Genomic DNA, 19,528 nt, shown 5'->3' with positions numbered 1-19,528 from the left:
GAAAGCATAAAATAGGGTGCTGAAGGGTGGGAATTCGAGCGGGTTGTAACTGGATGAAACTCGTCAAAATAAAAACGTCATGCCGAGCGCCGCCGAAGCAGCTCTCCCGCTCAACGAACCAATGCTCTTGCAGCGAAGCGGGAAAAATGCTTCGACAGCGCTCAGCATGACGTTTTAAGGGTTCAGTTCAACTGCCGGCTACAGCTCCAGCGCCGCCAGCACGGCCTTCAGGCCCGCTTCCGCGTTGTGGCCGAGGTGCACGCGCAGGGTGCGGCGGTCGTTGTCGAGCAGCGCCTGCAAGTCGCCCAGCGCCTGGGCGTTCTTGAAGGTGCCGAACGTGTAGGAGCGGCCGGGCAGCGGCAGGTCCTGCGGGTTGTCGTCGGTGAACTGCACAAACAGGCCCGTGTTGGGGCCGCCCTTGTGGTACTGGCCGGTGCTGTGCAGAAAGCGCGGCCCGTAGCCCGAGGTGGTGGCGATGTGCAGCGCCTGCTGCACGCGCTGGCGCAGCTCTTGCAGACTGGCGGTCACGGCGGGCGTCTCGGTCAGGTAAGCCTGCAGGCACATGAAATCGCCGGGCATGGCCTGGGCAAAAAATGCCTTCAGCACGCCGGCCGCGCCGTTGCCCTGCACGGCGGAGTAGTAGTCCACGCCGTTTTCGCTGGCGGCGGGCTGCTCGCCTTCGGGCAGGTGGCCCTGCTCCTGCACGGCTTTCATCAGCTTGTCGGTGGCCGTTTTGGCCGACTGCACGTTGGGCTGGTCGAAGGGGTTGATGCCGAACACGGCGCTGGCCACGGCCGTGGCCACTTCCCAGCGGTAAAACTCCTGGCCCAAATCGAAGGCGTCCTTCATCCGGATGGTGATGACGGGGTGGCCGGCCTGCGCCAGCGCCTGCAGCTTGCCGGCGTTGGCTTCGTCGGGCTGGCCCTCGTAGCCCACGTACACAAACACCCGGTCGTTGCCGTAGATGCTCGGGTCGCCCAGCGGCTCGCCGGCCACCGGTAGGATGCCTTTGCCTTCCTTGCCGGTGCTTTCGGCCAGCAGCTGCTCCAGCCACAGGCCCAGGTCGTGCAGGCTGTCGGGCACCACCAGCGTGAGCTTGTCGCGGCCCTGCTCGGCCAGCACGCCCAGCGCGGCGCCCAGCTCCAGGCCGGGGTTGTCGTTCACGGGGCCGTAAGCGCCGCAGGCGCGCATCATGCGGATGGCGCGCTCCAGAATCTCGCCCACGGGCAGGCCGTAGAGCGCCGCCGGCACCAGGCCGAAGTAGGTGAGGGCCGAGAAGCGCCCGCCCACTTCGGGGAAGTTCAGGAAGATGCGGCGGTACTTGGCGTTGGTGGCGTCGGTCACAAACTTGGAGCCCGGGTCGGTGATGGCCACGAAGTTTTCGCCGGCCTTGTCGCCCTTCAGCTCTTTCAGCTTGGCGTAGAAATAGTCGCCAAAAGCCAGCGGCTCGGCCGTGGTGCCCGACTTGCTGGCCACGATGAACAGCGTGTCGGCCAGCGGCACCGATTCTTCAATCTGGCGCACGGTGCCGGGGTCGGTGGTGTCGAGCACCGACATGGGCAGGCCGCCTTCGCCCATCGGAAACGACGCCTTGAACACAATCGGGGCCATGGTGCTGCCGCCCATGCCCATCACCACCACGTGCTTGAAGCCGGCGGCTTTCACCTCGTTCACGAAGGTTTCGATTTCGGGCACGGCGCCCACCATCGTTTCGGCCACGCGCAGCCAGCCCATGAAGCTGCGGATGCTGTGCTGCCCGGCTTCGTCCTGCACCCAGAGGTCGGCCTTCTTGTCCCAGAAGCCGGCGGTGAAGTTCTGCTGGTTGAATTTCTCCACCTGGGCGTCCACCGCGGCCTGGTACTGGCCCAGCTGCAGAATGGCGTCGTCTATTTGGGCAGCTGCGGCCTGGGCGCGCTTCTGCTCAATGGACTGCATCAGCTTGCCAAATGGCTCCTTGAATTTGGTGGCACCGTCTTCCTCCAGGTGCTGGGTCAGCTCATCGAGGTTGATGCCGAGTTCAGGCAGGCGGGCCAGCACCTCTTTCACCTTGTCGAGGTTGTCTTCGAGGGTGACGGCGGCCTTGCCTTCCTTACCAAACAGGTCCAGCGTTTCCACTGGCACGGTGTTCACCGTTTTCGGGCCAATGAGGCCGTTGACGTATTTCAGGTTGTCGTACTTCGGGTTTTTGTTGCCGGTGCTGGCCCACAGCAGGCGCTGGGTTTCGGCGCCTTTGGCCTTGAGGGCTTCCCAGCGCGGGCCAGCGAAAATTTCCTTGTACATCTGGTAGGCCTGCTTGGCGCTGGCCAGGGCCACTTCGCCCACCATGCTTTGGGCCAGCTGGCCCTTCTCGCCGCCCTCGGCCGCGATTTTTTCCAGCATGGGGTCAATCAGCACGTCGATGCGCGAGAGGAAGAAGCTGGCCACCGAGTCGATGCGCGCCAGCGGCTTGCCGGCGGCAGCACGGTCTTCGAGGCCGGAGAGGAAAGCTTCGGTCACGAGGCGGTAGCGCTCCAGGCCGAAAATCAGGGTCACGTTCACGTTCACGCCTTCCGAGATAAGGCGGCGAATGGCGGGCAGGCCTTCGAGCGTGGCCGGCACTTTTATCATCACGTTGGGGCGGTCCACCGTTTTCCAGAGGCGCAGGCCTTCTTCGATGGTGCCCTCGGTGTCGTTCACGAGCAGCGGCGATACTTCGAGGCTCACGTAGCCGTCGCTGGCGTTGTCGGCGCTGTCGTAGAGGGGCCGGAACAGGTCGCAGGCGGCCTGCACGTCGGCCACGGCCAGGCTGGTGTAGATTTCGTCGGTGGTTTTGCCTTGCAGGGCCAGCGCCTTGATGGCCGAGTCGTAGTCGGCCGAGTCGCCGATGGACTTGGCAAAAATGGCCGGGTTCGACGTCACGCCGCGCAGGGCTTCGTCTTGGATGCGGCGCTGTAGCTTGCCGTTAATCAGAATGGGGCGGCTGATAAAATCCAGCCAGAGGCTCTGGTCAAACGCGCGTATGGCAACGAGAGGGTTCATAGAAAGTGCGGTTAGTAAGTGCGCCAAAGGTCCGGAATGAATGGCGTTGTTTTCAAGCTATACGGGGATAATTCGGAAAGGCCGCGGTGAAAAGGAGGGCCCGCCGAACGCGGCGGGCCCCCGCGGCGCCTGCCCGGGCGGGCCTATGGCGCCGCCACCACCGGCCAGCCGTCTTTGTCCCAGGCTAGCTTTTCGATGCGCAGCTTGGGCCGGCCCCGGTCGGCGGCGTCGTAGCCGTGAAAAACCAGGTAGTCTTCGTTGTCGAACGTACACACGGCGTTGTGGCCCACCCCAAACCAGTTTTTGTCGCCGGCCAGCACCGGCGTGCCGCCGCCCTGGTCCAGGGCCACGCCCGCGCGGTCGGCGTAGGGCCCGGTGAGGGCAGTGGCGCGGCCCACCACCATTTTGTAGGTGCTTTCGGGGCCGCGGCAGCAATAGTCGAACGAGGTGAAGAGGTAGTAGAAGCGGCCTTTTTTGAAAATAAACGGGGCCTCGATGGCGCCGTCGCCGGGCAGCGAGTCGTTCAGCCTCGGGTCGCGCGGGCGCCGGGCCACGGTGCGCCACTGCTCCGGCTGGGCCGGGGCGGTGAGGTCGGGCGTGAGCTTCACCAGCTTCATGCCGCCCCAAAAGGAGCCGAACACCAGCCACGGCGCGCCGGCCGCGTCGCGGGCCAGGTTGGGGTCGATGGCGTTCCACAGGTCGCGCCCCGGCACCGACTGAACGACCCGGCCGTGGTCGACCCACTTGAAATTTTTAGCAGCCGGGTCCAGCGTCTGGTTGGTGGCCAGGCCAATGGCCGACGTGTTTTTGCCAAACGCCGAGACCGAGTAAAACAGGCTGTACTGCCCGTTGGCGTAGGAAATGTCCGGCGCCCAAACGTGGCCCTTGAAGCCCGGAATGACCGCCACCGCCCAGGCCGGCGGTGCGGCAAACACGGGCTTTTCGGGCGTCCAGGTTTTCCGGTCTTTCGACGACCACACCGCAATGCCCATGCCGGTGCAAAACAAGTAGTACGTGCCGTTCTGCCGAATCATGACCGGGTCGTGGGCCGGCACGGCGCCTAGCGGCAGCGGCCCGATGGGCAGGGGCGGCCGCCCGGCCGGCGGCGCGGCCTGGGCCAACGCTCCCAGGCAGTGAAACAGAAACGCAGCCGCCACAAGGTTCTGAATTATCATCTTCCTTACATTAACGATTGTGTGAGCGGAGGGTAAAAGGTTGTCGGCTTATGCCGCAGGCAAATGTATAACTTTTCACAATCGTTTGTGTAAATTATTTTAACTTGCTAGTGCTTTTGTCGCCAGCAACGTCGAACCTTGCGCCCGAGGCGGGAACTTGGGTGGCCGGAAAATGCCGCTGCGCGTCTGCATTCGCCGCGTTTACTCTTCAGACGCAGTAGCTTTACGCCTTATTTCCCGTCTTTTCGCTTTTGTAAAATGGCCGCACGCCGCCACGCCAAGAATGCTCCCAGCGAGGCTGTTCGCCCCGTTTCCATGGCCGACCTGGCCCGGGAACTGGGCGTGTCCATGACCACCATCTCGCGGGCCCTGAGCGACCACCACAGCATCGGGCCGGCCACCAAGCAGGCCGTGCTCAAGCTGGCCAAGAAGCTCAATTACCAGCCCAACCACCTGGCCGCGGCCCTGCGCAAAGGCAAGAGCAAGCTGCTGGGCGTGATGGTGCCCTACATCGAAGGGCGCTTTTTTGCCTCGGTGGTGCACGGCATCGAAACGGCGGCCAGCAAGGCGGGCTACAGCGTCATCATGTGCCAGTCGAACGAGGACGTGGTGCAGGAGCGCAAGAACCTCGACAACCTGCTGCGGGCGCAGGTGGCCGGCATTCTGGTGTCGGTGTCGCGCTCCACCACCGACTTCCACCACTTCGAAAAAGTGCGCAAGCACCACGTGCCGCTGGTGTTTTTCGACCGCATTCTGGAAGGCAACGACGTGAACGCCGTGGTGCTCAACGACCGCGCGGGCGCCTACCAAACGACCAAGCACCTGCTGGCGCAGGGCTGCCGCCGGGTGGCGCACCTGGGCGGGCCGCTGCACATGAACATCTACAAATACCGGCGCCAGGGCTACCTCGATGCCCTGCAGGACCACGGCATCGCGCCCGACGAGAGCCTCATGCTCTACAGCAACCTCACCGTGGAAACCGGCCGCGAGGGCATGGCCCAGCTTCTGGACCTGCCCGAGCCGCCCGACGCCGTGTTTTCGGCCGGCGACTCGGCCGTGCTGGGCGCTTTGCAACTGCTGAAAAGCCGCGGCCTGCGCGTGCCCGAAGACGTGGCCCTGGCCGGCTTCAGCAACGAGGCCCTTACCACCGTCACCGAGCCCCAGCTCACTTCCGTGGACCAGCGCTGCGAAGAGATGGGCCAGGCCACCTTCCGGCTGTTCACCGAACTGGTGGAGGCCGAGGGCGCGGCGTTTTCGAACCGGCAGGTGGTGCTGCAGCCGCAGCTGTTCGTGCGGGCGTCGTCGCTGCGCAGCGGGGTCGACGACTCGCCGGAAATCAGCCCCCAGGAGCGTGAATTGCAGAAGCACCGCGTGCTGCGCCGCAACTAAGGCCCGAACGACGGGCGCCGCGCTGGAATCGGCGTGACTAGTTTTGGGGAAACCAACCTGCCCAGGCCGTCGCGCGGCCTGCGGCACCCACAGGCCGTCCCACCCATGAGCACCACCCTGCCCACCATCGTCTTCCTCCACGGTTTTGCCGAAAGCCGCGAGGTCTGGACCGATTTCACCCGCTCCTTCCCCGACGGCTACCGGCTGCTGATGCCCAACCTGCCCGGCCACGGCACCAACCTGGCGCCCGTGCCCGACTTTTCGATGGAGGCCCAGGCCCGCTACGTCATCGATTACCTCAACCAGAAAGACTGCCCCCATCCGGTGCTGCTAGTGTGCCACAGCATGGGCGGCTACGCGGCCCTTGCCCTAGCCGAACGCTGGCCCCAGCGCGTGGCCGGCCTGGCGCTCGTCAACTCCACGGCCCTGGCCGACACCGACGAGAAACGCCAGAACCGCGAAAAGAACATCGGCTTTGTGGAGAAGCACGGCGTGGCCAAGTTCATGGAATCCTTCGTGCGCCCGCTCTTCGCGCCGACGAACCGCGACAAGCTCACCGACGCCCGCGGCTTGCTCGAAGAAATTGGCAAAGCCACGCCCGTGAGCACCATCACCGGCGCCCTGCGCGGCATGGCCGCCCGCCCCGAGCGCACCCAGGTGCTCGCCAACGCCAAATTCCCGGTGCTGATGGTGGCCGGCAAGCACGACGTGGCCGTGCATTTCGACGATGCCGTGCGCCAGGCCGCCCTGCCCGCCGAAGCCCACGCCCTGTTTCTGGAAGGCAGCGGCCACCTAGCTTACCTGGAGCAGCCCGAGCCCACCCGCCGCGCCGTGCTGGCGCTGGCCGAGGCGGTATTTGGGGGGTAGGAGGCAGACATGCAGGTTGCTAGGTTGGTCGATTAACAGAACGTCATGCTGAGCGCAGCCGAAGCATCTCTACTACTGAAGTAATTATTTATTCTCGTAGTAGAGATGCTTCGGCTGCGCTCAGCATGACGTTCCGTATCGCCAACTCACCGCTACACCAGCCCGCTCATGCGCTCGAAGCCCGTGCCGAGAATAGCCGTGTCGTCGGCTCCCAGCCAGTCTTTCAGGATGTTGGCGTAGATGCTGCGGAAATCGACCTGGTGGCGCAGGTCGCCCTGGTCGAGGTTGAGCAGGTCGGGGGCGTCGTTCACCACGCCCTTCTTCTGCAGGGCGCCGCCGGCCAGAAACACGTTGTTGGCGGTGCCGTGGTCGGTGCCGTTGCTGGCGTTCTGGCCCACGCGGCGGCCAAACTCGCTGAATACCACCACCAACGTGTTGTCCCACTGGTTGTTCTTCTGCAGGTCGGCGGCCAGCGCGGCCAGGCCGTCGCCGAGGTCGGTGAAGAGGCGCTGCTGCTGCTCGTGCTGCCGCACGTGGGTGTCGAAGCCCGACAAGGCCAGGTAATACACCCGCGACTCCACGCCGGAGTTAATCAACTCGGCCGTGGTTTTCAGGTTTTTGCCAAAATCCGAGTTCGGGTACGCCACCGTCGACTGGTAGATTTTGGACTTATCGTACAGGTAATCGGCCGAGGACGCGGTTTCGGCCAGCGTCTTGTAGAGGTAGTCGACCTGGCTGTGGTGCTCGGTGGTGGCTTCCTTGCTCACCTTGGCCAGCAGGCGGTTCTGGCTGATTTGGTGGAATTTGCCCGGGCTTTTCAGCGCCAAGCCTTTGCGCTGGCTGCCTTTCAGGGCCAGGCTTAGCGTGTCGTCCACTTCCAAAGCGTTGTAGGGCCGCTGGCAGTCGGGGCAGTTCGAGTCGAGGTAGCGGCCCAGCCAGCCGGTGCTCACCACCTGCTCCGAGCCCGAGCCCGACTGCCAGATGTCCATCGAGCGGAAGTGCGACCGGTCGGGGTTGGGGTAGCCCACCGAGTTCAGCACTGCTAAATGGCCCTGGTCGTACAGGCCCTTCAGCCCTTTCAGCGCCGGATGCAGGCCCAGGTCCTTCTCCAGCGCCAAAATGCCGTCGGCTTCTTTGATGCCCAGCGTAGGCCGGGCCTTGTAATACAAGTCGTTGCGGAACGGTATAACGGTGTTCAGGCCATCATTGCCGCCGCTGAGCTGCACCACTATCAGGCGCCGGGCGCCCGGGGCGTCGCTCAGGCGGGCCAGGCCGGGGCCCCGGTCCAGGGCGTGCAAAAACTTGGGCACCAGCAGCAAGGTGCTGGCCAGGGCCGAATTGCGGAGGAAGTCGCGGCGGGTGGTAGCCATGAGTTTGTTTCAGAAAGGAGGAAAGGATGGGTAAACTACGCCAGCTGGTATTCCGGCAAGCTCAGCAGGCTCACCAGCGTGGCCCGCAGGGCTTCGGCGGGCTCTTTTTGCTGGGCGGCTTGCTGCACCAGCTGCAGGTTTTCGGGCCGAATGGGCGTTTGCAGCAGGAACTGGCTGAGCTTTTCGGGCTGCTGGGGCACGGGCGTGGCGCCCAGCAGCTGTTGCAGCGGGGCCAGCGGCAGGTGGGCGCCGGCGCCGGGCCGCACGGTGCGCTCGGCCTTGGTGAGGTTGGGCGCGATGTCGTTTTCGTCTTGCTTGAGCGCCACGGCAAACTCCGCGTTTTTGAACAAAATGGCCGGCAGCTGCAGGCGCAGCAGCAGCGACGACGAGTCTATCCAGTTGCGGCCGCCGGGCCAGCCGGCCACGTTCGGCGGCTGAAACAGCGTTTGGCCCAGCGCCCGCTGGTAGCCCAGCAGCGGCTGCTCGTTGTCAATCTTCACGTTGAGCGTGCGCCGAATGCCCGCCAGCAGCTCCACCGGGCTCTTGATGTGGGTGCCCACGTTGGCCGGCTCGTAAAACCAATCGGCCGAAAACAGGCGCTCCATCAGGTCGGCAATGTCGTAGCCGCTTCGGCGAAAGTCCCGCGCCAGCGGCTCGATGTGGGCCGGGTTGGGCACGTCGTTCACGAAGAAGCGGTAGACTTTCGTGACCAGAAACGTGGCCGCGGCCGGCTGCGTCAGAATGTGCGTCAGCACGTCTTCGCCGGTGAGGTTGCCGGTTTTGCCCAGGAAGGTTTTGGGGCCGGCGTCGTGCTCCTTTTCCCGAAACTTAAACCGGCCCTGGTAGTCGTAGCCCCAGCCCGTGAAGGCGCGGGCGGCCTCTTTCACGTCGGTTTCGGTGTAGTTGCCGCGGCCCAGCGTGAAGAGCTCCATCACCTCGCGGGCGAAGTTTTCGTTGGGGTGCTCTTTGCGGTTTTGCTGGTTGTTGAGGAACTGCAGCATGGCCGGCTCCTGGCTCACGGCCAGCAGCAGGTCCGGGAACTTGCCCAGCGCGTGCTGGCGCATGGCGTTGTGCAGGCTCAGGGCGGCGGCGGGCTGGCGCACGCGGCAGGCAAAGTGCCCGTGCCAGAACAGTACCATCTTCTCGCGCAGCTGCGCCGAGGACGTAGCCATGCGGTCCATCCAGGCCGTGCTCATGTTGTTGAAGGCGTCGCGGATGCCCTCGTTCTGCATCTTGCGCTGCTGCGGCGTGAGTTCGGCGCGGCGCAGGCGCGGCACGCCCGCCGCAATGGTGCCGCCCTTGAACGCCGCCCGCGGGCGCAGGGGCGCCACCGGGGCCGCGGGCGCGCCGGGAGGCGCGGGCTGGTCGGGCGTGGTCACCATGCCGTTGGGCACGGGGTTGGTTTTGGTCGACGCGGGGTCCGTCATCACCGTCCCTTGCGGGTCGGTGTAGTTCAGGCCCGGGCCCACCAAGGGCTCGTAGCGGGCGGAGTCGTGCAGCAGTTGGCGCAGGGCTTTGCGCGGGCTGAGGCCGGCGGCCACGTCTTGCGGGCGCGGGCCGAAGCCGGCGCGCCAGTACAGGTGCTGAAGTTGCTGGGCGCTGTTCATGTCGGGTAAGACGCGAAACAGAGCACTTCGTTTAATGAGGGAGGACAGGCGTCTTAAATAAAGCAGCGCTTAAAACCGCGCGCCCAGCACCACCGTCTTCTTGTACTCGCGCTTTTCGCCGCTACTGGGCCGAAACAGTTCCACCAGCAAAATGTAGTAGCCCACGGCGGCTTTGTGGCCGCGGTCGTCCACGCCGTCCCACTGCACAAAGCCGGTGGTGGGCAGGGTTTCGTTGCGCACCAGGCGGCGGGTGAGGCGGCCCAAGGCGTCGTACACCGTCACGGTGGCGGCATAGCCGGGCTGGTCGAGCTGGTAGTTGAGGGTGGCAAAATCCTGCTGGCCGTCGTCGTCGGGCGTGAAAACTTCGGGCGTCACGGTCAGCTCCTGGTTGCCGCCGGGCGTGTCCTGGGCCTGCGAGTTGGGCCGGCCGGGCGTGGCATAGCCCACCGCGCTGGCCGCCGAGTGGAAATTGCTGCCGTTGCTGAGCCCGTTGGCGCGAATGCGTTCCAACGACACGCCTTCCTGCGAGGAAAGCAGGCTCAGGTGCAGGTTTTTGCTGTACGCCAATCGGTCCATTTCAATGCCCACCGAGTTGAAGAGCAAGGCCGTACTCTCGTCCGGGAAGGTCGGGAAGCTGCTCAGCTGCACCAGATTGGCCGCGTCGCTCGAAGCCGGGTAATAAGCCAGCAAGTTGCTGCTGCTCGTGCTAAAGGCCAGCAGTTGGCCCGGCGTCAGCACCAGCGGCCCGGAGCTCAGCACGTCGGCATCCACGCTGCCGTCGGGTTTCTGATTGCCGATTTGCCAGCCCTGCAGGTTGATGAATTTGCTGCTCCGGTTCAATATCTCCACGAAGCGCACGCCGCTGGTGCGCGGGTTAAACAGCAGCTCATTAATCACTACGTCGCCGCTCACCGCCGCTTCGGGCAGGGCCAGCGCGGCCGATTGCAGGGGCCCGCTGGCGTTGCCCACGCAGTCGGTGGCGGTTTGCACCGTCAGGGTAGTGGGGCGGCTGGGCTGCAGGGCCGTGCCCAAGGTCAGGTCGACCTGCCGGAAATCGGGGCCAATGGGGGCGGCGCGCACCACGGCCGGGCCGGGCGCCGCCAGCGCGTAGCGGCCGGCCGTGGCGGCCGCTACGCTGTCCAGCTTTTCCGAGAAGTACGCCCGTACGGTGGTGGCATTCAGGGCCACGGCGCGCAGCAGGGTGGGGGCGGTGGCGTCGGCCAGGGTGGCCCGCACCGCGTTGGCTTTGCCCGGCGTGCCGCCCAGCGGGTCAGTGCTGGCGGTCCAGTTCTCGGCGCCGCCGCAGAAACTGTTGGCGTCTATCATTTCCAGGCTCCAGCCGCCGTCCTTCTTCTTGGGGTCGCGGTACCAGGTGTCGGAGTAAGTGACTTCGAAGAGCGTGCGGCCGTCGCGGGCGCGCAGCACCAGCTGGTCGCCGCCGTTGCTGAGCGAGGGAAAGTTGGTGGGGCCGTACACCTTCACGCCAGGTTGCGTGAACTGGCTGATGCGCGTGCTGCCGCACACCACCGCGTACTGGCCGGGCAGCAGCTTGGCGGTATCGGCAAAAACGGCGAAGGCCGTGGTGCTGGTGGGCTTGCCCAGCTTCACGCCGCTCAGGCTGATGACTTTGGTGGTGCTGCGGTTATAAATCTCCACGTATTCCGACAGCGGCAACCCCACCTGGGGCGTCTCGTCGGCAAAAATCTCGCTGATAATCAGGTCGCCCACTTGCGGCGCGGCGGGTGGCCCGGCAAAGGCGGCCGTGAGCGGCCCGGCCGCCACGTTGCCGTAGAGGTCGGCCATGTTGCGCGCTTCCAGCACGTTTTGGGTGGCAAAGTCGGCCCCGAACGTGAGCCGCACGGCCATGGTGTTGGCGGCCGAAAAAAAGCGCGCGGCCGTGGGCACGGCGCCGCTTTGCAGGCGATAATTAGCTGGGTTGGTGGCCGTAGTTGCGTCCATGGCTTCGTTGAACACCACGTCCAATTGCCGCGAGTCGACGGCAGTGGCGCGGGCCAGGAGCGGCGGCGTGGCGTCGCTCACCACAAAATCGTCGAAGGCGAAAGCGCGGTTGTTGGCCGACGAGTACAGCAGCGACACGCCGAAGTAAGCGCTGCGCTGGTAAGTGCCGTCGATGGGCTGGGCCGCCTCGGCCACAAAGGCGCGGCCGCCGGTGAGGTCGCGCTCCAAGGTCCAGCGGTTGGCGGTGGTGCGGGTCACGCGCACGCGCACCAAGTTGTTGGTGGTGCTTGCCAGCGTGCCGTCCACGCCGTCGATGACCAGCACGGCCGCCCGGGTCGAGTCTTTGCGAAACAGGCTTACCTCGTCGGCCGTGCCGCCCAGGCGCACGAAATAGCCGGTGTTGTTCGTGTTTTTAAGGTCGGCTTGGGTGGCCATCAGCCACACGTCGGCCAGGTTACCCGAGCTGGTGGCCAGCTTCAGATTGGCCCAAAACTCCCACACCGTGCCGGTGCTGGCTTGGCAGGGCGTGCTCAGGGCAATTTGGGTGCCCGTTGCGGCTGGCCCGTTGCTCTGCAGCTGCTGCGTGGCCACCTGAAAGCTGGCAGCATCGCCCGTCCAGGCAGGATTAGCCGTGAAGTTGCCGTCGGCGAAGTCGTCGCGCAGCTGCGCCGATGCCCACAATGGAAAGAAGCAGAGTAACAGTAAAATTGCCTTCATCGAATGGCGAATGAGTTTTAACCGTGACTAATGTAAGGCGTTATGTTGCAAGCCACCATAGGGGTAAGAAGCATCGGACCCGGCGAACGAATCGGAAATTATGCAAAATCTCTCGGACAATATATTGAAGTTCAATATATTGTCCGAGAGATTTTGTGAGTTGTTCGAAATAAAAGCAGGTCGATGAACGCCCTTTCCGCGCCGAATTTAAACGAACGGAGGTAAGAGTGACTTACTCATTGCCAACCAGCACCGTCTGGTGCTGCGTTTGCGAGCCGCTTTGCACGCGCAGCACGTAGCGGCCGGCGGCCAAGCCATCCACCGACAGCGTTAGGCCTGTGGCCGACAACTGGTTGCCGGGGCGGCTCCAGGTGCGGGCCGAGCGGCCCAGCACGTCCACGAGCTGAATTTCCACGGGCTGAGCCGAGGCCTTCTCCGCCACCACGTGAATTTCGCTGCTTGCCACGGTGGGGTACACCTGGCACCAAGTGGCATCGTTGGTCTTGTCGGCGCCGGAGCGGGTGGCCAGCGCCAAGCGGGCTTCGGAAGCACCAATGTTGCCCCGGCTGCCGGCGCCGGGCGTGTTTGCGCCGTAGAAATCCCGCGTGCCGGGGTTGATGTTGAATTCGGTGGCCAGGTTCAGGCCGCTGCCCAGCAGGGGCGAAGAAGAGCCCAGGGTAAAGTTTGGCAAGCGGCTGCCGGTAGAAAGGGCCGCGCCGGGAGTGGTGCTGGCAAAGCAGGGGCTGGCGCAAACGCCGGTGGGGCGGGTGCCATTGGCCAGCGTTTCTTGAGTGGTAGCGGTGCGCCAATCGTTCAGGTTGTTGAACGAGGCGCCGTTCCAGCTCAGGGTGAGGGCGCCGGTGGGCGACCAGTAAGCGTTGCCTTCAAAACGCAGCCCCGTGGCGGTGTAGGTGCGCACCACGGGCAGGCCGGTGGCGGTTTGCAGGATGTTGTTGCGCAGGTTGGTGCCCGCGATGTCGCCGCTCATGACATAAACCGCGCTGGGGGTCGAGCCGTTGGCGGGGCGGTCCAGGTACACGGTGTTGTTGTAAATGTTGACGTTCACGATGCCGCCGGCCCAGCCCGACGAATACATCATGATGGCGCCTTGGTCCTCTTTGCGGGCGTCGTTGTGGCTCACGTTGTAGCGCACCACCAAGTCGTGCATGGCCGTGGCCCAGTCGAACTGGCACAGCAGGTAGCCGGGGCCGTCGTTGTCGTGCGAGTAGTTGTACTGCATCACCGAGTTGGTGCAGCCGCCGTCGAGGTCGAACCCGCCGCCGTCGCGGGCCGCGCCGGCTTCGTTGTGGTGCGACTCGCAGTACTGGATGGTCAGGTTGTTGCACTCCCAGCCCCAAATGCCCACGGGCCCGCCGCCGCGGCTGCCGTTGAGCCAGCCGTTGTGGTAGGCCGTGCAGTTTTCAACCACGGCTCCGTCGATGCCCGAGAGCACGATGCCGTTGCCGCTGTGGGTGTTGGTGATTTCGGGGCGGCCCGAGTTGTCGTAGGCTTTGCAGTTGCCCACGTACCAGTTGCGGTGGCCCAGGAGGGGGAAGTACGAGTAAGACGACAGGCCGGCTTCGCCGTTGGCGTGAAACTGGCTGTTGGTGATGCGCACGTTGTCGTAGCCGCTCGTGCCGTTCCAGCTGGCAATGGTGAGGCCCACGCCGCGGTAGCCGCTGATGTCCAGGCTGTCGAAGCGCAGGTACTGCAGGTGGGCGTTGGCCGAGTCATTATAAAACTGCACCCCGGCATGCTTAGTGACGAGGCGGCCGGCCCCCACAAACGTGAGGTTGCGCAGCTCAAATCCGGCGTTGTTGTACGCGTAGAAGCCGGCGGCGGTGTCACTGGCAATCACGGCCGGGCCGCCGATGCCGTAGGAGCGAAACACGATGGGCTGGGCCGCCGTGCCGTGGCTGGCGGGGCGCACCCGCAGGCTGCCGCTGAAGGTTTGGCCGCCGGCAAACAAGACCCGGTCGCCGGGGTGGAAGGTGGCGGCGCTCACGCGGGCCGGAGTGCGCCAGGCTTGCGCTGGCGAAGTACCTGGGTTGGCGTCATTGCCCGCATTGCTCACGTAATACGTCGTGGCCCGGGCGTTAATTGCGATGAAGAAAAGTATAAATTGGAAAAGTATAATTCTACGCATCGTTTTTGGGTGATGTTGTGGAAGTCCTCGCAAAGCTAATGGAACTGTGTGTATTAAAAAATCACAGGTTAACCATTAAAATTTGGCTTTAAAAAGGATTTATTCCGTCAAAATACAAATTAGGTTATTCTTGCCGTGTTTGTTAGACGATGCAATTTTTAAATAAGAGTGCAAAAACCTATATTTTTTAGACGAAATGCTCATATTTCCCCCCGATTGGCGCAATTGCCCGGCTGTGAGGTGCGGCATCACCTTTCGACTGTCCTTGGGCGGAGCGGCTTGCCGACCAGATTCATCAGCGAATGGCTTGGCCAATATGCTAGCAGGATGATAATATGCCCAGCGCGTGCCGACCTTTGCGGCCGGCGGCTACGAACCGGCCGCTGCTGAAGTTCTGACCCCATGAAAATTGCTGTAGTGGGTGCCACCGGGCTGGTGGGCACCGAGATGCTGAAAGTGCTGGCGGAGCGCCAGTTTCCCCTCACCGAGTTGCTGCCCGTGGCTTCGGCCAAATCGGTGGGCCAGTTGATTGAATTTCAGGGCAAACAGTACCCGGTGGTGAGCATGGACGACGCCATTGCCGCCCGGCCCGACATTGCCATTTTCTCGGCCGGCGGCTCGGTGAGCAAGGAGCACGCGCCGCGCTTTGCCGCCGTGGGCACCACCGTCATCGACAACTCTTCGGCCTGGCGCATGGACCCCACCAAGAAGCTGGTGGTGCCCGAGCTGAACGCTGACACCCTTACTCCGGAGGATAAAATCATTGCCAACCCCAACTGCTCCACCATTCAAATGGTGGTGGCACTCAATGAGCTGCACAAAGCCTACAAGGTGCAGCGCATTGTGGTGAGCACCTACCAAAGCGTGACCGGCACCGGCAAAAAAGCCGTGGACCAGCTGCTGGAAGAGCGCGCCGGCCAGGCCGCCAGCAACCCCGCCTACCCGCACCCCATCGACTTGAACGTGCTGCCCCACATCGACGTGTTCGAGCCCAACGGCTACACCAAGGAGGAACTGAAGATGGTGAACGAGACCAAGAAAATCATGGGCGACGACAGCATCCGCGTCACGGCCACCTGCGTGCGCATCCCGGTGATGGGCGGCCACTCGGAATCCATCAACGTGGAGTTTGAGCGCGAATTTGACCTGGCCGACGTGCGCGACATCTTGGCCCGCACGCCCGGCGTGGAGCTCGTGGACGACCCCAGCACCAACCAATACCCCATGCCCAAAGACAGCCACGGCAAAGACGCCGTGCTGGTGGGCCGCCTGCGCCGCGACGAAACCCAGCCCCGCACCCTCAACCTGTGGGTGGTGGCCGATAACCTGCGCAAAGGCGCCGCCACCAACGCCGTGCAGATTGCCGAATACCTGGTGGGCAAGCTGGCGCCAGCGCACAACTAATCCAGGCTAGCAGCGTTGAGAGTCCGACAAGTTACGGCCCGCTCATGCGCTGCTTTCTATTGCTAATGTTTGTGTTGAAAATGGGCTCCGCGCTTGCGCAGGGGCCCATTTTGCTGCGCGGCCAGGTGGTCGACGCCGAAACCCACCAGCCCATTCCGAACGCGCAGGTGGGTGTGGCCGGCAACCGCATCGGCACGAGCACCAACGACGAAGGCCGTTTCGCCCTGCGCATTCCGGCGGCGCTGCAGGCCGAACGACTGGAGGTGGCCCTGCTGGGCTACCGCAAATACACCCAGGCCCTGCCGCCGCTGCCGGGCCCGGAGCTGCGCATCGAATTGCGCATCAGCCCGGCCGCGCTGGGCGAGGTGCAGGTGACGGGCTCGGTGCTGGGCATTGTGAAGGAGGCCATCGCCCGCATTCCGCGCAACTACCCCACGCGGCCCACCCAGCTCACGGGCTTCTATCGGGAGTCGGACAACGACGAGGCCGGGCAGCCGCGCTACCTAGCCGAGGGGCTGGTGCTGGCTTTCAAGGAGTCGTATAAAAAGCGCACGGCAGAGGGCGAAATTCAGATAAAGCAGTCGCGCAAGGTCGATTTGCGGCGCGACCGCACGCCTGTTCGCATCGATTGGGCGGGCGGGCCGTTTATCGCGCACATGGGCGATTTTGTGCACCGCCGCTCGGAATTCATCGACCCCGCCCATTTCAAGGACTACGACTACCGCCTGGCGCCCGGCAGCACATTTCAGGACCGGCCAGTATACGTCATCACCTTCGGGCCGAAGGCCGGCAACCGCCGGGCTGCTTTCGAGGGGCGCATGTACATCGAGCAGGACAGCTACGCCTTCCTCGGGGCCGAATGGCACTACACGCCCGCGGGCCTCCGGCGTGGGGTGCGCGACGTGGCCGACGCGCGCGCCCTGCGCGTGGCCTACCAGCCGTACGCCGGCCGCTGGCACCTGAAAACCGTGTGGTGGCAAACCAAAGCCAAACTGCCCGTGGGGCCACCGCTGAACTACTTCGGCGAATTCCTGACCACGGCCATCGATACGGCCCAGACGCCCCGGCCCGGCTATGCGGAGCGGGCGCAGTACAACGACGTTTTTCTGCGCAATACCGTGGCCTACGACTCGGCCTTCTGGCAGGGACACACCACGCTGCTGCCTCCAGCGGCGCTGCAAAAAAGCCTGTTCGACCAGCAGCGCCAGCAGCAGGCCGATTCCCTGTTCAAGCCCACCGAGGCCGCAACCGACCCGCAGGAGAAAAAGCTAAGCGCCTTCGACCGCTTTCTGAAGCGCTTCAGCTACGGCACGCAGGTGGGGGCGTGGCCACTGGCCGTGCCCGCGGCCGGCGTGGCGGTGGCCTACACGCCGGCCGGCTACGGCCTGCAAATGCAGCGCACAGCCCAGGTGCGCGCCCAAGGTTTTGCTGTTATTACGCAGTTCGAATACCAATACGCCCTGACGCGGGAATTGGCTGTGCGCCTGGCCACCCAGCGCCTGTACCGGCAATTGCAGGGCGACGGTTGGGAAGCCGGCCTGGCGTATGAGCACAACTTTAACCCCGGCCACCGGCCGCTCTACGGCCGCGCCGGCCTGGGTTACATTCGCCAAACGGTGGCCCTGCCGCTGGGCACTTTCGACAACCCCGATAGCGGCCTGCGCGTGGCCGGCACCCACCTCGGCGCCGACGAGCTGAGCGCCCGCGTCCAGACGGTGACCGACGCCGTGCGCCCCAGCCTGGGCCTGGGTGTGGAGCTGAGCCATAGGTTTGAACTGGTGGCCGATGCCAGCTACCTGGTGCCGCTACGCACCAAAACGCAGCTGCAGTTGGACGAGGAGAGCGGCTTTTTCCTGTTCCGCAGCAGCGCTGCCGTCGATTTGCCCGCTTCCGACGTAGACCTGCGCGTGAACGACCAGCCCACCACGCACCTGCCGTGGCGGCAGCAGCATTGGCTGCTGAGCATCGGGCTGCGCTACCGCGTTCGTTGAAGTCCATGCCTCATTCCAAGCTGCCCGCCGCCTTCTTTCAGCGCGCCAATGTGCTGACCATTGCCCGCAACCTGCTCGGCAAACACCTCTGCACCTGCATCGACGGCGTGGTCACGGCCGGGCGGGTGGTCGAAACCGAAGCTTACCGGCACAAAGGCGATGACTCCCTCACGATGCACCTGCAACGCAAGCGCCACCAGGCGCAGGGCCTGCATGTGCCCGGCGGCACGGCCTACGTCTACACCGTATACAACCGTTACGCGCTGTTCAACATCGCCACCCACGACGCCGCGCACCCCGACGCCGTGCTCATCCGGGCCATCGAGCCTACCGTGGGCATTGAGGAGATGCTGCGCCGCCGCGGCCTTGCTGAGGCAAAGCGTGCCCTCACCGCCGGGCCGGGCGTGATGAGCCAGGCGCTGGGCATCACGCCGGCCCTCACCGGATTGCCCGTGACGGGCGAGGTGCTCTGGTTTGAAGACCATGGCGAGGAAGTGGCGGAAGCCGAGGTGGTCGCCAGCCCCCGCGTCGGGCTGGAGTACGCCGGTCCGGAGGCCGCCGGGTTGCCGTGGCGTTTTCGCCTGCGCGATAGCAAGTGGACGAGCCCGGCGAAATAACGCCCCGGCTGGTCGCCCCGCGCTTTTCAACTGCTGGCGTAAGACCACAGGCCGATGGTTGCCGGCCTGCCAGTAGCTTTACGTCTTCTTCCCCAACGCAATGTCTTCTGAATCAAACCGCATTTACGGCCTGGATGTATTACGCGCTTTTGCCGTGCTGACGGTCGTGTTGGGGCACTCGCTCAGCTACTTGCCAAGCCAAGCGGTGGCGGTGCTCGGTTGGCTCATCTTTGACGGCGTGACGGCGTTTTTTGTCCTCTCGGGCTTTCTGATAGGCGGCATATTCATCAAAACCTTGGAAAGGAACGACCGGCAGCCACGCGTGCTGCTGAATTTTTGGGGCCGGCGCTGGATGCGGACGCTGCCCCCTTATTTCCTGGTGCTGGCCGCACTCATGGTCTTGCGTCCGGCCGAGGTAGCATGGCCGGCTATAGCCAAATACTGGGTGTTTTTGCAGAATTTCAGAAATCCGCATCCTCCATTCTTCGCCGAGGCGTGGTCGTTGAGTGTGGAGGAGTGGTTTTACCTGCTTGTGCCGCTGGCCATCTTTCTGCTCACCAAATTCACGCGGTTGGGCATAAGCAAAGCCGTGTTGTACACTGCACTGGCCGTATTGACGCTGGTGACCGGGTACCGGTATTATAAATTCCTGCACATTCCATCGCCAGCCACTTACGACTGGGACCAGCAGTTTCGTAAAATCGTCATTACGCGGCTCGATAGCCTGGTCTACGGGGTGGTGGGCGCCTACCTCGCCCGCTACTTACCGACGCAATGGGCCAAGCACAAAAAGGGGCTGCTGCTGGCTGGTCTCGCACTTTTGCTACTCATCCAGGTACAACTCCCATTGGGCAGCTTATTTACCTACGTTTTTTCCTTTAGCCTCACCTCGGCGGCCACCCTGATGCTACTGCCTTACCTCAGCCAGTGGAAAACCGGGCACGGGACCTTCGCCAGCGTCCTGACGCACGTCAGCTTGATTTCGTATCCGCTGTATCTGGTGCACCGCTCGCTGGTTATGTACACCCTGGTCGACCCGTTGGGCACATTCGTGTCCCTGCCCCCGCTGGTGTCGTTTGGGCTGGTGTGGCTCTTCTCCTGGGGACTTTCGGCGTTGCTGCACAAGTACTTCGAGGTTCCCATCATGCAGTTGCGCAACCGCTGGCTCTAAGTGGCTAAACGCCTTGGGAGCAAATGCCTACGGGCCGCCCGGTTAGGAGGCAGAGCCATAGCTGCCGCTTGGTGAATTGATGCGGAACGGACATGTG

12 protein-coding genes are annotated in these 19,528 nt (G+C 64.0%); 6 read left to right on the top strand and 6 right to left on the bottom strand.

Going from position 1 to position 19,528, the window contains the following annotated elements; all coding sequences use genetic code 11:
- Window positions 1-198 precede the first annotated feature (198 nt).
- Complete coding sequence (locus JAO73_RS18815; protein ID WP_198978804.1) at window positions 199-3,018, bottom strand: bifunctional transaldolase/phosoglucose isomerase; 2,820 nt, start codon at window positions 3,016-3,018, stop codon at window positions 199-201.
- Window positions 3,019-3,161: 143 nt separating this feature from the next.
- Window positions 3,162-4,193: an arabinan endo-1,5-alpha-L-arabinosidase gene (locus tag JAO73_RS18810; RefSeq protein WP_198978802.1), complete on the bottom strand. Its 1,032-nt coding sequence runs from the start codon at window positions 4,191-4,193 to the stop codon at window positions 3,162-3,164.
- A gap of 258 nt (window positions 4,194-4,451) precedes the next feature.
- Here JAO73_RS18810 and JAO73_RS18805 point away from each other — a divergent pair, with 258 nt between their 5' ends.
- Together JAO73_RS18805 and JAO73_RS18800 are read left to right on the top strand one after the other, a co-directional pair.
- Window positions 4,452-5,582 (top strand): LacI family DNA-binding transcriptional regulator, encoded by a 1,131-nt coding sequence (locus JAO73_RS18805; RefSeq protein ID WP_190928701.1) that lies wholly within the window; start codon window positions 4,452-4,454, stop codon window positions 5,580-5,582.
- Window positions 5,583-5,687: 105 nt separating this feature from the next.
- Window positions 5,688-6,449, top strand: coding sequence for an alpha/beta fold hydrolase (locus JAO73_RS18800; RefSeq protein ID WP_198978800.1), 762 nt, complete (start codon window positions 5,688-5,690; stop codon window positions 6,447-6,449).
- Window positions 6,450-6,601: 152 nt separating this feature from the next.
- On the opposite strand, the gene JAO73_RS18795 is transcribed toward JAO73_RS18800, so the two are convergent.
- The 4 genes from JAO73_RS18795 to JAO73_RS18780 form a co-directional block, all read right to left on the bottom strand.
- Window positions 6,602-7,819, bottom strand: coding sequence for a DUF1501 domain-containing protein (locus JAO73_RS18795; RefSeq protein WP_198978799.1), 1,218 nt, complete (start codon window positions 7,817-7,819; stop codon window positions 6,602-6,604).
- A 35-nt stretch (window positions 7,820-7,854) separates the two neighbouring features.
- The gene (locus tag JAO73_RS18790; RefSeq protein ID WP_198978797.1) at window positions 7,855-9,426 is read right to left on the bottom strand and encodes a DUF1800 domain-containing protein; all 1,572 of its coding nucleotides are present in this window, start codon (window positions 9,424-9,426) and stop codon (window positions 7,855-7,857) included.
- 69 nt (window positions 9,427-9,495) lie between these two features.
- A complete protein-coding gene (locus JAO73_RS18785; protein WP_198978795.1) occupies window positions 9,496-12,066 on the bottom strand; it encodes a lamin tail domain-containing protein in 2,571 nt (856 codons plus the stop codon).
- 268 nt (window positions 12,067-12,334) lie between these two features.
- On the bottom strand, window positions 12,335-14,107 hold the full coding sequence (locus JAO73_RS18780) for a right-handed parallel beta-helix repeat-containing protein (RefSeq protein ID WP_198978794.1): 1,773 nt from the start codon (window positions 14,105-14,107) through the stop codon (window positions 12,335-12,337).
- 543 nt (window positions 14,108-14,650) lie between these two features.
- On the opposite strand from JAO73_RS18780, the gene JAO73_RS18775 reads away from it, so the two are divergent.
- The 4 genes from JAO73_RS18775 (at window position 14,651) to JAO73_RS18760 (ending at window position 19,431) form a co-directional block, all read left to right on the top strand.
- Window positions 14,651-15,652: an aspartate-semialdehyde dehydrogenase gene (locus JAO73_RS18775; protein ID WP_198978793.1), complete on the top strand. Its 1,002-nt coding sequence runs from the start codon at window positions 14,651-14,653 to the stop codon at window positions 15,650-15,652.
- Window positions 15,653-15,732: 80 nt separating this feature from the next.
- Entirely contained in the window at window positions 15,733-17,643 is a 1,911-nt protein-coding gene (locus JAO73_RS18770) for a carboxypeptidase-like regulatory domain-containing protein (protein ID WP_198978788.1), read from the top strand.
- Window positions 17,644-17,648: 5 nt separating this feature from the next.
- The gene (locus JAO73_RS18765; RefSeq protein ID WP_198978786.1) at window positions 17,649-18,260 is read left to right on the top strand and encodes a DNA-3-methyladenine glycosylase; all 612 of its coding nucleotides are present in this window, start codon (window positions 17,649-17,651) and stop codon (window positions 18,258-18,260) included.
- Window positions 18,261-18,360: 100 nt separating this feature from the next.
- Window positions 18,361-19,431 (top strand): acyltransferase family protein, encoded by a 1,071-nt coding sequence (locus JAO73_RS18760; RefSeq protein ID WP_198978784.1) that lies wholly within the window; start codon window positions 18,361-18,363, stop codon window positions 19,429-19,431.
- Window positions 19,432-19,528: the final 97 nt, after the last annotated feature.

Source organism: Hymenobacter miniatus (assembly GCF_016427455.1).
Taxonomy (GTDB): domain Bacteria; phylum Bacteroidota; class Bacteroidia; order Cytophagales; family Hymenobacteraceae; genus Hymenobacter; species Hymenobacter armeniacus.
The sequence above is the reverse complement of the archived record's forward strand: the minus strand, read 5'-3'. Positions and strand labels throughout refer to the sequence as shown.